Raw genomic sequence first — 14,666 nt, forward strand, 5'->3', positions numbered from 1 at the left:
AATATTTCCTTCTTCCTACACTTTTTTAATAATCATATTTAAAAAACCAACACCGTTTCTTAAATACGTTGAATTATTTAAAATAATTCAACGATATAGTACTACTTTTAACAATTAAAGTCAATATTTTAAACTAAATTATACCAAATATTTATGCTAATTTTATTTCCCTTAAAATTTTTGACTTAGCAAAAAAATCCCTCTTGTATAACTATACGTTTTAACTCGAATCAAGATAACTGTCCTAGAAATATTTACTGCTAAATTTGGTTTAATACGAACTTAAATTTAATTTTCTTTAGGATTAGTTTTATTGATAACAATTGTATGATTGAGTTTCTCTTAGATATTTATCATTCATCAATTCATTATTAAGTAATAACCCAATGTCTTCATTTTAAATCGTACTTCCAGACTTCTCCATCTTGGTAGTAGAAAAATTCAGACAGGTCTTCTTCAAGGAAAATACGAAGCATGTCTTCCATTTTTAATGAAAGATTTCTGTTTGGCAATTCTTTCAGGTCCTCCCACCAGACTTCCCCCTCTTCAGAGGATCTTAATTCTCCTTCAAAGATTTCTGTCTTATAAAAGAGAACTACATAACGAATGCCATCTTCTACCCAATATTTCATTCCACAGATCTGGGGAGAAACTATCCTTAAGCCAGTTTATTCCTTTACTTCACGGATCACTGCTTCAGTAAATGACTCCCCCACTTCGACATGACCTCCAGGAAAAGTAATGCCTGGCCAGTCCTCTTTTTTACGATGAATAACAAGAACTCTATCGCCATCTCTTACCATACAAAGATTCGTAAACTCAACTCTTTCATTCATATAAATTCTTCCTAACTCTGTGTTATTTCTTTGAGGACAGGCTAAACAATTTGTATCCTAGTCACCTTTTTGCTGGACCTGGGTATGGGCTAGTAGGTCTCCAAGATGCCTCTTATCTTTCCTAAACACCGTCATTGCCAGTAAGGAAACTGCGAGTAGAGTCGCCGAAATCGAGAGGATAATGGATAATCCATCAAACTCACTATAGAAACCATGAATCGTGCCCATATGACCGAGTTGCCAAGGTAAAAATTTTATGGTGTTTCTGATTAAGCTAGCTTGCACTGTTTTTTTCTGGTAGACCAGTTCAAGTCCCGCTTTTACCTTCCCCAAACTCCCATTTTTTGCATAATCCAAGTATGTGAACAGGAGTGTGATTGGCAAAATAGAGGTGAGAAAGACAAGCCACTGCGACTGAATTTCTGTAAACTCTGGGACGCAATTAAAAAAAATGATGTAAATAAGCATAGAAACTATAAACAGGAAAACTAAATAAGTTAGAATGAAAAGATAATCGAATAGAAATTCCATCATTCTTTTTTTAAACGAAATAGGATTGCTTGCTAACATCTTCATGACCGTCATCCCCCTTTCTCATCTCCTATTATAGTATAAGGGTACGAATAAAGAAACCATTTATAAAAAAGAAGACTCCAATCTCTCGATTACAGTCTTCTATTCTACTTACCTTCTCTATAAATAACAAATCCATTTGGTTGAATGATCAATCGATCATCGGAAATGCTTCCAAGACTGATCAGATCTGCCTGTCCGCTTTCTAAGACAACGTCTTTCTTCGAGTGGTTAAAGTAGGCTTTGAGAATGTGACCTTCATGCTGCCATGCTACTGCCACCACATCTGGCTCTACTTCTTCCAAGCTTATCTTGCCAAGCTGAATCATGCTCGCTACTTCTTTTCGTAGTCGGATCAAGTCCTTCATAAAGTTCAGCATATCATTATCCTTTGACACGCGCTCCCATGGCATGACACGGCGGCAATCTGGATCTGGGCCACCGATAAGGGCTAGCTCCGTTCCATAATAGATACATGGCGTTCCGCGTTGCAAATAGAGGAAAGCGAGAGCGGACTTGACGGACTGGAGATCACCTTTGGCCGTCGTCAGGATGCGCTCGGTATCATGCGAGTCCAAGAGGTTAAACATAACCTCAGAAATCTGCTGCCTGTAGTACATAGACTGGCTATTGATCTCTGAAATGAAGCGTTGGGTCTCCTTATGTCCTCGCAGGAAATAATCCTTGATACTTTCAGAGAGCGGGTAATTCATAACGGCATGGAACTCATCGCCATTGAGCCAAGGTTGGGACGAATGCCAGATTTCTCCGAGGATATAGAGGTCCGGTTTCTTGGCCAAGACTGCTTTACGGAAATCGCGCCAGAATTGATGGTCGATTTCATTCGCCACATCCAAACGCCAAGCATCGATATCAAACTCTTCAATCCAGTATGTCGCCACCTTCAAGAGATAGGCCTTCACCTCTGGATTAGCCGTATTGAGCTTGGGCATATAGCCCGCAAAGGCAAACGCATGGTAAGACAAGTCGCGACTATTCCACAAATTATCAGTCTCTACCGGGAATTCCTTGATGTGGAACCAGTCCTTGTATATCGAACTCTCCCCGTGTTTGAGCACATCCTGCCATTGAGGTGAATCATAGCCAATATGGTTAAAGACGGCATCCAGCATGATCTTCATCCCACGCGCGTGGGCCTCTTTCACTAGCTGGCGGAAGGTCTCCTTATCACCAAAATGTCGATCAATTTCAAAATAATCAATGGTATCGTACTTGTGATTGCTCGGAGATTCAAAAATTGGGCAAAGGTAGAGCCCTGTGATCCCTAGCTCTTGCAAGTAATCTAGATGGTCAATAATCCCTTGTAAATCTCCACCAAAGAAATCCAATATTTGAGGAGCAATGGAGGCATCCCAAGGGCGAACGCCTTCTGGAGAAAGGGCTGGATTCCCATTGGCAAAGCGTTCTGGGAAGATTTGGTACCAAACCGTCTGCGCCGCCCAATCTGGAACAGCACAACCATCAATCTCATGGATAAAAGGAAGCTTAAATCCGTTCATGACGAATTCAAAATTCTCCTTGTTGTAGGCTGTCACACCTCGATCTCCGTACAAGATCCTCTCCCCTTTTGTATCTTCTAATTCAAAGAGATACTGGATCCGGGCATAGCCAACAGATACCGACAACTGCCAATAATCAAACAAATCATCTGAGGTAACCTTGTCCATCTCCTCACTCGCCTCATAGAGATCCTCTGTGAAAATAAAGGGATCCCCATAATGCAAGACGATCCGTTTGATATCCTCTTTCTTTGTCCGGATACGAATGTGGAGTTTCCCAACCTTATAAAGATAGGCGTACTCTGATTCAGGCCGGTGATAAATAGCTGTTAATTCCATCTGTCTTATCTCCTACGTCACTCTCTTTTTAATCATTCATCAGTTTATGCAAACGATTACACAAAATCATTCACTAGTATACAACTTTGAAAAAATGTTTGCAAGTCAAATTCTGATAGAACAAATTAAAAGACAATCGCAAGTGACTTCAACAAAACCAGATACGATTGCCTCTATACATCGTCTCATTAGAAAAATGTAGTACCTCATAACGCATAACAAACTTTACAATTATACTTCTACCCAAAATCGGTAAAATTGTTTATGCCATATAATTGTAACACCTTATCAAAAATTACTAGGTAAGGTGTTGGTTTTGTGTACATTTTTATAATGAAGGTTAGCTCAAAAAAGGACAATTTCCTTCGTTTGACATATGGAACTCAAACTATTTTTTATCCAATGCCTTGATCTGATTACTAAATAATAGAAAAGGACTTAGTCCAGCACAATACAGGACTAAATCCTTTGGATAAATTATTTATCTAACTTTTTAGGGTAGTAACTAAACTAGTCTTCTTTTTTCTTTCTTGATAAAGCATAACCCGCAGTAGCTAAACCAATAAGGGCTGAGTAAGTCATAAATGATTGACTAGCTGAACCAGTATTTGGTAGTACTGATTCTGACTCTTTTTGCTTAGACTCTTGTTTTGGTTCTGGTTTTGGATTGGATTTTGGCTCTGGTTTAGGCTCTGGTTTTGGTTCTGGCTTAGGCTGTGGTTTTTCATCTTTCTTGATAACCACAACATTCTTATGCCATTCAACAACTGGTTTTTCTGTTTCTTTCTTAACTGGATCCTTAAGTAACTCAGGTGCTTCTGGTTTAACTGGTTCGCTTGGTAAGACAGGTACAGTTTTATATTCTGGTTCTGTTGGTGGAACTGGTTTTTCTTTAACAGTTGGCACTTCTGTCAATTCTGGTTTTTCAGGTTTAACTGGAGGTGTTGGTTCAGTTGGTTTAACTGGCTCTTCACCTGGATCTTGAGGAAAGGCAACATTTGAATTGATAGAGAACCAATAGAGAGTTGCTTCATCTGTTGCATTAGCACCTTTTGCTGTAAATTCAAGATGACCATCTTTCAAAATAACAGCACCACCACCGTAGTAAAGGTAAGGGCTCTTAGGATCATCCCAACCCTTAGTTTGACTTGAAGAGTCTGCATTAAATGTAGCACCTTGATCCATGTATTGATTTTGTTCTTTAGAGGATACTTCTTTGGTAGTAGAATCTTGATCAACACTTGAATTTGGAAGTTTGATAAACTCTTTGTCACCAATGTTTACTGACTCAACGTGAGGAGTATTTTGATGTTTCATTATTGGTGTGTATCTCAAAACACCTGATATTGCGTCTACAGTGTAAGTACCGATAACGTCTGATTTATCACCAAATGTGTAATCTTCAGTACCAACTGAGTGACCATTTCCGCCACCAGATGCATTCACTGTTGTAGCATCAACTACTGTTTCTTCAGTTACTTTAAAGGCATCATCAACCCATGTTGCTTTTTGAGCTACAATTTTCAAAGGATTGTCAGCATTGATATCAACTTCTGCACTACCGAAGTCAGCTTTTCCGCTTTTCACAACGACGTCCGCACCATCAAGTTTTGGCTCACTTCCATCTGAATACGGATCCCAAGTTCCACGAACTGTATTGCCTTCGCTATCTTTAGCTTCAACAACTAAAGTACGAGGTTTGTCGTTTTCAACATAAGATGCACCATTCCAATGGTTAAGTGAGTTCAGGGCAAGGATTGCATTGTATTGTGACAAATCAATCAATTGATCATTTTCATCATAAAATTCAATGTCAACACCGACAGTAATTGGATTTTCAGTATCAGTTGAGCTACCAATTGTCATTGTAACTGCTGGATCGTTATAAATTTGAACGATTCCTTTTCCATCTGATGATGGAAGGCTCTTCACTTCATATTTATAAACAACTTTTGCAATACGTTTTTCTTCGCTACCTTTTACAATTTTAGCTTGAGTAAGTCCTGTGTATGTCACATCAAATTTATCTCCGACTTTTACAAGACCCCACTCGATTTCATTGTTGGCATATGGGTTTGTAGTTGTCAAATCAGAATCTTGAAGATTCTTTGTTTCATACATTTTTGTAGCTTTCCCATCACCGTACATACGAGATTGACCTTCTTTGGTCAAGTAAGTTGTTAATCCAGTTGTTTGGTGTGTGATTTTAGTTGTTTCGCCATCAGCAAGTTCTTCAGAGAGGAATGTCAAATCTTGTTTGTATTTCTCAGGATTTCCACCACGCTCTGCGACCATCTTATTGAAGGCATCTTTAGCATCATTGTATTGTGTTTTTTTCTTGTTGTAAATTTCAAGTTCAATCAAGTAAGCAGCTTGTGCTTCATCATAAGCAGCTTTTTTAGTCTTGTATTCAGCTAATTTAGATTCATATTCTGCTTGAGCTAGTTTATTACCTTCAGTAGCTTCTTTATTTGCTTTTACAGATGCATCGTATACTGCTAAAGCAGTGTTATATTCTTCAAGCGCTTTTTCATAAGCAACACGTGCTTCTTCATTACTTTTTTCTACTGCTGTTTTTTCATCTGTTTTTTCTGTCAATTCGTTTTTATAAGCAGTAAGTTTTTCGTTGTAAGCTGTAAGCTCTTTATCGTAGTTTGCTTGTGCAGTAGCATTTTTAGCATCAACTTCAGCTTTTTCTTTTTCGTAAGCTTCTTGATTTGCTGCAACTTCAGCTTTGTAATCAGCTACAGTTTTATTAATATCAGTAACTTGTTTTTCGTAATCTTTAGCAGCAGCTTCCTCAGAATCTTGCTTTTTAGTCTCCGTTTCATTGACTTCAAGACCTTCATTTGTTGCTGCAGTTTTAGCTTCTTCCAACTTCTCTGGAACAGGAACTTCTTTTGTTTCTTCACCAGCTACCGCTTTAGTTGAAGTAACAGATGTAGCAACTGATGAATTTTCATCGGCAGATACAGTGGCAATACCCGAAACTGTAATCATTGTTGCGACCGCAACAGAACCAAAAGCAACTGAGGTTTTTCTCAAGGCATACTTAATCGTTTTATTATTCTTTAACGATGACATAACAAGCTCCTTTTAAAATTTTTTAATTATTCTTCTCAAGCAAAAAGAATTTTTGTTCTTCGAAGTCAGAATGATAGTATCAAAATAAAAATGTAATGTCAAGGATTTTCTGTATATTTTCATTATCCTTTCAATTTATTTTCATGTTTTACAAGATACTTTTTTTAACATTTTCTTATGAAGTATTTTATTGTTTCAATTAATTATTCAAAATAAAAACTGCAAATTACTCGTTGCAGTTACACACAGATTTACTTCTATTGCTTTTAGAAATTTATAAATTCATTTTACTCGTAAAAAGTGGTTAGCTCGATAAATTGAGATTTATAGTACTATCTTCTTCCATTTTCTGATTTTTGTTCTGAAAGTTTTAAAAGGAGCTACAGTATTCACATGAATAAACTTATAAACTTCCCACACTGCTGTTTTAGTCGCATCATCAGCCCATTTTCTCATATGTGGTTTAAATAATTCTTCATCACTTAATGAATCAATCATTACATATATAGAATTAATATTTTCATTTAATTTAGATTTCAACTCTTGCAATGATAAATAAGCATAAGTATCTATGAACCATTGATATAATTCACCAAGTTGATTCCATTTGAATTTATCCGATGGTGTCTTTACTTGAAGCCCAGTTCTTTCATCTTCTTCCCATTTAAGAACTAAAGTTGTCCATCCCACCTGATAGGCAAGATTTTCTGCCGGAGTTCTGTCAACTTCATCAATTCTTTTATCTTTTAAGCTTTCTGGAATATTATCAAATTCTACAATATACTTCTCAAATGTTTTATTTATTTCAGTTTTGAGTTCTTCTTTATTTTCGTATAGTCCCAAAAAATCACCCCCATCCTTCAAAGCTACAACGTTAACATCAATCAGCATGTCCCGTTAACGTATGGTCACATGCCTATATATACGATTATTTTATTACAACGAACTTTTCCCATCGTCTAACCACATCTTTTAAAGGCTCATCTAAATAGGTATAAACCTTTTCTGTGACCCACTCAGGAATTCCATAAGCTGCTTCGGCGATACTTCCTGTGATTGCAGCAAGAGTGTCACTGTCCCCACCAAGAGAAATCGCATTTCGAATAGCATCTTCAAAATCCCTACTCTCAAGAAATGCAATGATAGCCTGAGGTACTGTATCCTGACAGGTTTCATTGAAACGATAGCTAGGCCGAATTTCATCTAGAGATTGAGAAAGATTATACCCATACTCCTGCTCTATACGCTCCTTGATACGTCTCTTACATTCTACAGGGTTATCATTGATAGGTTGCTGGTAATCCCCATAGTATCCTCCAAAGTAATACCGACACATAAAGATCGCATCAGACGTCGCCATAGCTCCCTTAATCCCTTCGGGATGATTATGAGTCACCTCTGCAGAAAGACGGGCAAAAGCTCTGCTAGATGGCCAGCAACCTGTTCGTGCACAAAAGCCACAATCCATGATCCAAGCACAGGGAGAAACACGCATGGCAGAGCCATTTCCAAAGCTATTATAAGGGATGCGATCATTGCTATGAATCCATACATCAAACCTAGCACCATAACCAGCATCAGGATACATCCTACCATACTTCTTCATGGCATCAATAAAGTCATCCTTCTGACCACCATTCATAATGGCTTCAGCAACAGCGCAGGTCATAACCGTATCATCTGTGAAAAAGCAATCCTCACGAAATAATGGAAAGTCTTTCGTTTTAATGTTGTTCCATTCATAAACAGAACCTACAATATCTCCAACTATTGCTCCTAGCATAAGATTCCTCCTTATTAGATATCAGATTCAATACACATTTCCAATGAATCGCTCTTTAAAAATGGCTCAACCAAATCAATCCACTCTTGAGGAAGGTAAGCTGATAAATAGCCGTGATTATAACCTTTTGCTTCATACAAAATCGTATTTGGATGTAGTTGTTTAAATAATTTCGCCGATGCTTTAACACAGTTCAATTCTTTTTCACCATAAATATACAGAACCTGCGCCTTGCTAGCAGAAATCGTATCCTTCAGCTTGTAACGCCCATATAGGTTTTGTAAATAGTTACTAATGTTTTGATAGGCGTCCTTGGCAGATCCTCCAAATAATAAGCTTTTAATTCCTCTGGATAAGCGAGTTTAGGATAGATTTTGTCCATGATGCTTAACTGGAGTTTACAAGAAAATTTACTAAACATCATTTTGCCAAAAATAGAGACTAGAAAAATGCTGATTTTAGCTAACCCTGGTTGAGGAATACAGAGGCTTCCGTCTATGATGGCTTTCTCTGCTATATCGCTGTCTATTGACAAAAGCTCCATAGCAATTTGACCACCAAGTGAAACGCCACCAATCGCAAATAGCTTCCCACCACAGTTTGCTTTGATATAGTTTAGGATTTCCAAGGCAGAATCTTCAGTAGAAACATAATCGAGTTGATATTCCTCACCGTGACCATTCAAAGTAGGTAAAATAACACGATAATTTTCCGACAAGATTTGTGCTTGACGAAGATAGTTCCACCAAGAGCTACCGCCGCCATGTATCAGTAGGATAGGAGGTAAATTCTCATCCCCAAATTCATGGAATTTCATATTTCAACTCCTTCCTGTAGGACTTTCACTAGCTAATTTTCCTCGTTCAATGAGTTTGAACAAGCAGTAATACCGCCTCAATATGTGGTGGTATTTTTCTTTNTACTAATAGACGAAAGGTAATGACTATGATTTTGAAATGATACTGTGGAACGGAAAGTTGATCACTTCTTCCATAAGAAACATCATCCATTCTATATTTTAAAATCCTTTTCCTTACTAATTCTATTACTAGCCAATATAGTATAAATTAAATAACCAACAAAAATGATAATAAAAATAAAAAAGCAACCAGTCTTACAACTTACTACTTTTCATATGATAATTTACAAATGTCTTTCCAGCCACTCGATCTTTTTAAAATCCTTATTGTCATTGAGATCATTTCTATAGGAGTCTTGAGAAGAAGCTTTGTAAATACTTAGATACTGCTCCAGACTTGGAAGACGAAAAGTGATGCCTTCAATGTGGATAAGCTCTATATCCGATTCCGAAACTCCTGCAAAATCAGGTAGGGAATCGATACTTCCAAATTCAACACTCACTCTATCCTTTTGGAATTCATGCTCATGAATATCTATTAAGACGTAGCCTATGTCTTTCATCACTTTCATTATCTTGTCCCAGTCATAAATTCTGAGATAATCAGGTGCTTCCCAACCTCTAGGGTCACCAGGCACATGAATGTCAATGTCAGACGGCTCCCAATTTTCTTTCGTTCTAAACTCCAATCCCAAAGAACCCATCAGTGTCGGTGTAATTCCGACTCGATTTAAATGGAAACAAATGATTTTAAATTCTTCAAATAAGAGACTCATGTTTACTCTAAACCTTTCATCTAAATGTTTGTTATTTCTACTTTATTACCTTGAACAAAATCATCTTCGTTTTCTAGAGTATATCCAGTTATTTTGGATACAAATTCTTTTCCTTCTTTTAAGGACCCAAATGCAACTAGATCTTTATAAGAAGGATTTTGATACAATTCCAATAGATACATCTTTAATCCTCTTAATATTTGATAAACTGACCGAGATTTTAAGCAACTTACAATCTAATTATCGATCTTTCATATACACATGTATTAAATAACAAACGTAATTAAGTATAGATTAGCCAGGATCTACATCTATAGAAGTTACTTTGTAATCATCCTCATTGTATAAAAATTCTAATTGTAGGGCTAAATCTACCAATTCAGAATTGGAGGTCATCTGATATTCAACAGCAAAGCCAGTTTGATCATTAAATTCATAAACTTGTAGTTGAGAATACTCATAATTCGGATGGAAATTACATTCTACACCATATTCATCAATTTTATCAAAATCATTTAATTGTAAAGAATCGTCAATATATTCAAGTAACTCTCTTACATCATCAACTTCTGAACCATCAACACAATCCATAATATCTCTATAGTTATTTTGATGAATTGCTCTTAAAATCTTTTTAAGTACTTCAATTACTTTTTCTTCATTTTGGTAGTTTTCTTTGTACTTAAAATCATCAAATATTCCCATGATAATAGTTCCTTTTCAAAATTTAAAATGTTGTTTCCTTACTAATTCTATTACTCGCCAATATCGTATAAATCAAATAACCAATAAAAATGATAATAAAAATAACATTAATTTTTAACACAAAATAGAGATTTAACAAATTTGCGAACGCATGAAATAATATACAGTATCCCACAGATTTCGTTTGACGGTAAAGAAGCCCTAAAACAAAACTTAAAAATAATGTATATATAAAAAATAAAATGAAAGGAAATCCTTGATGACTTTCTCCAACTATAAACCATAAAGGCAGATGCCATATTCCCCAAATTGATCCTACAATCAAATTAGATTGCCAATATGTATATTTTTTATCAAGTAAGGGTTGTAATATTCCTCTCCATCCTAATTCTTCATGTCCACCACCAAAAAAAATTAGTTGTATAAAGAATAATGGCATCAGATAAATTGATACTCCATTTAATTCTAAGGAAGATACAGAAAATAGTATCAAAATTGCTAACAAATGAATAATGAAATAAATACTACTATTTCCTTTCTTACTAAATAGAAAATGTTGAAATTTTATATTATTCCTTTTCAAATAAAAGCCACTTGCAATAGCTGGACCAAGTGCACCTACTATATGTAACGTTCTCCCTATAAATGTTTCTAATCCCAAATTATGAGATTGAGTAAAGATGGCAAGAATCCCCCAAGCTATATAAGTAATTCCAAATGTACAATAAAGATAATTTTTAAAATTCTTCTTGTCAATTTCTGTCATTTTATCTTCCTAATCCTGATTATTCTATGAANAATATTTTTTTACTGCTTCTTAGTTGCTGTCGATTATAACTACCTATATTCTATCACAAAAACACAAAAAAAGCCTTACAATCAAGGCTTTTCATCATTCGTTTCGTCAATACTTTAGTTTCGTAGATTCAGATTCGCATGATTAAAACTAGTCAATTTTCTCTATGATATTTCCAAGTTTATCTAATACAAGACAGGAATGATCATTTAGTGGAATTATTGGAACATTAACGAGTTCTTCAGCTCTATCCTTATTTGCTTTATCATTCCATGAATCATAATGGACACTAATTAAAAACTGACTAAAGAGTCCTAATCCATTCTTTATCTTTATCTGATGATCTGAATTATCATTTGGTGAGACATAGACTTTTTCTCCTAATAATAGGGCTCCTGCAGAAAACCCTATAACTTTCGTCCCCTTATTAAGCATATGATCGATATAATTTTTGAACTCCTGATTGACATAAGTAGCTATATATTTTTCCGTATTTCCACCACCAATGATAATTAAATCAGCATCTAGATAGCTATCAAAATCAATCTGCTCAGTGTCCAAGAGCAAGTAATCAGTGTTTAGGCTAGGAAAATGGCTTTGAAAAACTTCCGTGTACTTTTTCATATAGGGTTGCCAATTATCACGAAAAACTGTAAAAATGATAATTCTTTCGATCTTCCTTGATGACACAATTTTATTAACAATCGTATGGTTCTTTATCGGCGGATTCCCACCCATCAAAAAAATTTGTTCTTTCAAGTTATCACACTTTCTAAAGATACATAAATGTTGGCCACGTTCTGAAATTATAATTTTTTCTTAAAATGAATAATTCTATTTGCCTCCTGAAATCCAATATTGAGATGAAATCTTATAGAATCGGTATTCGTTAAAGTACAGTTACTTGCAAATTCCTTACATCCTTTATTTTTCGCCCATTCCTCACATTTTGTACAGAGATTTTTAGCAATATCCTTTAAACGATATTCCTCGTCGACAATAATCCCTTCTAAGAATCCAACAGGACTATATTTACAACCTTCAACATAATCAAATCTGAGTGAACATAGTGCTAGACCTACAATTGTGTCACCTTCAACTTCAGTAAAGATTGCAGTATTTTTGCCATTCGTATATCTTTTTAATTCATCAATAGCTTCTTTATCGGTCAATTGGGGCCATAATTGTTTCATTAGTTTAGCCGTTTTTATAAAATCTTTTGTTATTCCATCCATATTGATGTTCCTCCGCAAATTACAAGCAAATGTTTCGAATCATGCTGTAACTTTGTTGCTCATTGATTGATACCAATACCATCCCCTTCTACTTTTCGCTGTCTAAGATTGGAAGAGCAGAGCCACGCACTCAGCGGTTCGGACTTACCGTATCATCTCGTTGGTGTCCCTCCTCATTCTACGAGTCCTATCCCATGGGCGGAACATCTACTTCTACTTCGCTGATGCCTCAGCTCTCACCAGCAGTGATACCGCCTCAACGTGGTGCGACTGTGGGACTCAAAATGGAATTCTGTCAATATTTCTTTTTCTTTGTTTTTGGTGCAGGTAACTCATCATACATTGAATTAAATAAGCCGGTTAAATATTCTTTGTTGTCAACATCATCTACCAATAGCATTTCCTTTGCTCCATCATATGGTAACTCATACTTTGCATTTGGCATGTATGCTATTGCGGATTTGACAGGCTTCACTAAAAATCTATCATCATAAATTCCACCAATGATTTTCCCACGATAATAAATTATATATTCACCCATCATCGCTCTATATGATATTTCTTCCAACTCGGATAATTGTTCTAAAATGAAATCTAAATATTCTTTACTTGAAGCCATACTCCACCTCCAAAATTTGCATTTGTCTACACCATTTTAATGCTAATATTATTTCAATATATCGAAGCTTCCGTTTGCAGTAGCACACAGCCAATAACACTTCACCTTGCTCGTTTTCTTGGGTGCGCATTGCATGGGCGGACTCAAAAGGTTTAGTGAACCTTTTGAGGATTAGCTGCGTTTCACTAACAAACTTACACACTCGACGTGATGCGTTTGAGGGAATAAATCCACCGGCTGGACTTTCTTCAATTCATAGCCCAGTTCTTGATAGAGTTTGATATCACGCGCCATGGTAGCGACGTTACAGGAGATATAGGCGATACGGTCAGCTCCTGTTTGGGCGCTTGCTTTGATAAAGCTATCGGTCAAGCCCTTGCGTGGTGGGTCAACTAGAATAGCGGTTGGTTGAATGCCTTCCTTGAGCCAATTCTTCATGGCATTTTCAGCTGTGTCACAGACGTAGTGGGCATTGGTAATGCCATTTAATCTAGCATTCTTCTGGCTATTCTCAACGGCTTCGGGGATGACTTCTACTCCATAAACTTCCTTGACATGCTTGGCAACTGATAAGCCAATGGTGCCGATTCCGGAGTAGGCGTCAATCACCACATCATCTTCACTTAAGTCCGCAAAGTCAATGGCTGTTTGATAGAGCTTCTCTGCCATTTCGGTATTGACCTGGTAAAAGGCTGGTCCCGAGATTTGGAAGCTATTGCCTAACATTTGGTCCGTAATGTAGTCTTGACCATAAAGAACCCGCCATTCTTTCCCGAAAATAGCATTGGTATTCTGGTCGTTGATATTTTGCATAACAGATTTAATAGCTGTGAATTGCTTGATCAGCTGCTCGATCAACTGGTCCACACGGAAAATCTTGGGACGAGTTGTCACCAAAATAACCATGATTTGACCTGAATGATGTCCTCGACGAACCACAAGATTCCGAATCAGGCCAGACTGTTCCTTTTCATCATAAGGCTTGAGGTCAAACCGACGAATCAAATCACGAAGCGCCAAGACTACTTGGTCAATGACTGGATCTTGGATGTAGAAATCTTCGATCGGCATCAAATCATGAGAATTCTTCCGAAAGAAGCCTGTCTCTACCTGACCATTGACGCGGCGACGGACAGGGACTTGGGCCTTGTTGCGATACTGGACAGGATGCTCCATCCCCAAGGTCAGGGGCACTTCCATATCAGTGATTCCAGCCATCTTGTAGAGGCTATCCTTGACCTGCTTGGCCTTGAATTTCAGTTGCTCCGGATAAGCTAAGTGCCCCAAGTCGGCGATTCCGCTTCGTAAGTAGGCAAGATCAAGCTCTTCATTACGATGAGGGGATTTTTCTAAGTACTCCTCTACTTTTCCGTAGCCGATCTTTTTGTTGACTTTAAGCACGCGCATGCGGATGACTTCTCCTGGCAGGGCATTCTCCACAAAAAAGACCAAGCCATCTACCTTAGCCACTCCTGCTCCTTCATGGGTCAAATCAACAATTTCTATGGTTACAATTTCATTTTTCTTAAACATAGTGTTCT

The 14,666-nt window shown here is 36.8% G+C and carries 13 protein-coding genes and 3 pseudogenes; all 16 read right to left on the bottom strand.

What is annotated here, in order from left to right; genetic code table 11:
- Positions 1–392: 392 nt before the first annotated feature.
- Positions 393–836, bottom strand: a pseudogene (locus D8785_RS06565) (NUDIX domain-containing protein).
- 57 nt (positions 837–893) lie between these two features.
- The gene (locus tag D8785_RS06570; protein ID WP_125374879.1) at positions 894–1,412 is read right to left on the bottom strand and encodes an RDD family protein; all 519 of its coding nucleotides are present in this window, start codon (positions 1,410–1,412) and stop codon (positions 894–896) included.
- 104 nt (positions 1,413–1,516) lie between these two features.
- Positions 1,517–3,268 carry a glycoside hydrolase family 13 protein gene (locus D8785_RS06575; protein ID WP_125374880.1) on the bottom strand — a complete coding sequence of 584 codons (1,752 nt, stop codon included), beginning with the start codon at positions 3,266–3,268 and terminating at the stop codon, positions 1,517–1,519.
- Positions 3,269–3,778: 510 nt separating this feature from the next.
- The gene (locus D8785_RS06580) at positions 3,779–6,352 is read right to left on the bottom strand and encodes an LPXTG cell wall anchor domain-containing protein (RefSeq protein ID WP_125374881.1); all 2,574 of its coding nucleotides are present in this window, start codon (positions 6,350–6,352) and stop codon (positions 3,779–3,781) included.
- Between the two features lie 324 nt (positions 6,353–6,676).
- Complete coding sequence (locus D8785_RS06585; RefSeq protein WP_125374968.1) at positions 6,677–7,195, bottom strand: ClbS/DfsB family four-helix bundle protein; 519 nt, start codon at positions 7,193–7,195, stop codon at positions 6,677–6,679.
- A gap of 85 nt (positions 7,196–7,280) precedes the next feature.
- Positions 7,281–8,135 (bottom strand): ADP-ribosylglycohydrolase family protein, encoded by an 855-nt coding sequence (locus tag D8785_RS06590; RefSeq protein WP_125374882.1) that lies wholly within the window; start codon positions 8,133–8,135, stop codon positions 7,281–7,283.
- 14 nt (positions 8,136–8,149) lie between these two features.
- Positions 8,150–8,952 (bottom strand): annotated as a pseudogene (locus D8785_RS06595) (alpha/beta fold hydrolase).
- A gap of 194 nt (positions 8,953–9,146) precedes the next feature.
- Positions 9,147–9,233, bottom strand: a pseudogene (locus D8785_RS09875) (CPBP family intramembrane glutamic endopeptidase); the annotation flags it as partial.
- Positions 9,234–9,278: 45 nt separating this feature from the next.
- Entirely contained in the window at positions 9,279–9,770 is a 492-nt protein-coding gene (locus tag D8785_RS06605) for a nucleotidyltransferase (protein ID WP_125374883.1), read from the bottom strand.
- 20 nt (positions 9,771–9,790) lie between these two features.
- Positions 9,791–9,952 carry a hypothetical protein gene (locus tag D8785_RS09760; RefSeq protein ID WP_185759633.1) on the bottom strand — a complete coding sequence of 54 codons (162 nt, stop codon included), beginning with the start codon at positions 9,950–9,952 and terminating at the stop codon, positions 9,791–9,793.
- 112 nt (positions 9,953–10,064) lie between these two features.
- Positions 10,065–10,475: a DUF7668 domain-containing protein gene (locus D8785_RS06610; protein WP_125374884.1), complete on the bottom strand. Its 411-nt coding sequence runs from the start codon at positions 10,473–10,475 to the stop codon at positions 10,065–10,067.
- A 22-nt stretch (positions 10,476–10,497) separates the two neighbouring features.
- A complete protein-coding gene (locus tag D8785_RS06615; protein ID WP_125374885.1) occupies positions 10,498–11,241 on the bottom strand; it encodes a CPBP family intramembrane glutamic endopeptidase in 744 nt (247 codons plus the stop codon).
- Between the two features lie 180 nt (positions 11,242–11,421).
- Positions 11,422–12,030, bottom strand: coding sequence for a Type 1 glutamine amidotransferase-like domain-containing protein (locus D8785_RS06620; RefSeq protein ID WP_125374886.1), 609 nt, complete (start codon positions 12,028–12,030; stop codon positions 11,422–11,424).
- A 47-nt stretch (positions 12,031–12,077) separates the two neighbouring features.
- Positions 12,078–12,506, bottom strand: a complete 429-nt coding sequence (aac(6'), locus tag D8785_RS06625; RefSeq protein WP_125374887.1) for an aminoglycoside 6'-N-acetyltransferase — start codon at positions 12,504–12,506, stop codon at positions 12,078–12,080.
- A 295-nt stretch (positions 12,507–12,801) separates the two neighbouring features.
- Positions 12,802–13,125, bottom strand: a complete 324-nt coding sequence (locus D8785_RS06630; RefSeq protein WP_125374888.1) for a TfoX/Sxy family protein — start codon at positions 13,123–13,125, stop codon at positions 12,802–12,804.
- Between the two features lie 171 nt (positions 13,126–13,296).
- On the bottom strand, positions 13,297–14,658 hold the full coding sequence (gene rlmD, locus D8785_RS06635) for a 23S rRNA (uracil(1939)-C(5))-methyltransferase RlmD (protein ID WP_125374889.1): 1,362 nt from the start codon (positions 14,656–14,658) through the stop codon (positions 13,297–13,299).
- Positions 14,659–14,666: the final 8 nt, after the last annotated feature.

Source organism: Streptococcus australis, from assembly GCF_003943615.1.
GTDB lineage: Bacteria > Bacillota > Bacilli > Lactobacillales > Streptococcaceae > Streptococcus > Streptococcus australis_C.

What these genes read in the sequence shown, in the direction of transcription:
- D8785_RS06570 (WP_125374879.1), bottom strand. Translation starts at nt 1,412, where the DNA reads ATGAAGATGTTAGCAAGCAATCCTATTTCGTTTAAAAAAAGAATGATG.
- D8785_RS06575 (WP_125374880.1), bottom strand. Translation starts at nt 3,268, where the DNA reads ATGGAATTAACAGCTATTTATCACCGGCCTGAATCAGAGTACGCCTAT.
- D8785_RS06580 (WP_125374881.1), bottom strand. Translation starts at nt 6,352, where the DNA reads ATGTCATCGTTAAAGAATAATAAAACGATTAAGTATGCCTTGAGAAAA.
- D8785_RS06590 (WP_125374882.1), bottom strand. Translation starts at nt 8,135, where the DNA reads ATGCTAGGAGCAATAGTTGGAGATATTGTAGGTTCTGTTTATGAATGG.
- D8785_RS06605 (WP_125374883.1), bottom strand. Translation starts at nt 9,770, where the DNA reads ATGAGTCTCTTATTTGAAGAATTTAAAATCATTTGTTTCCATTTAAAT.
- D8785_RS09760 (WP_185759633.1), bottom strand. Translation starts at nt 9,952, where the DNA reads ATGTATCTATTGGAATTGTATCAAAATCCTTCTTATAAAGATCTAGTT.
- D8785_RS06610 (WP_125374884.1), bottom strand. Translation starts at nt 10,475, where the DNA reads ATGGGAATATTTGATGATTTTAAGTACAAAGAAAACTACCAAAATGAA.
- D8785_RS06615 (WP_125374885.1), bottom strand. Translation starts at nt 11,241, where the DNA reads ATGACAGAAATTGACAAGAAGAATTTTAAAAATTATCTTTATTGTACA.
- D8785_RS06630 (WP_125374888.1), bottom strand. Translation starts at nt 13,125, where the DNA reads ATGGCTTCAAGTAAAGAATATTTAGATTTCATTTTAGAACAATTATCC.
- rlmD (WP_125374889.1), bottom strand. Translation starts at nt 14,658, where the DNA reads ATGTTTAAGAAAAATGAAATTGTAACCATAGAAATTGTTGATTTGACC.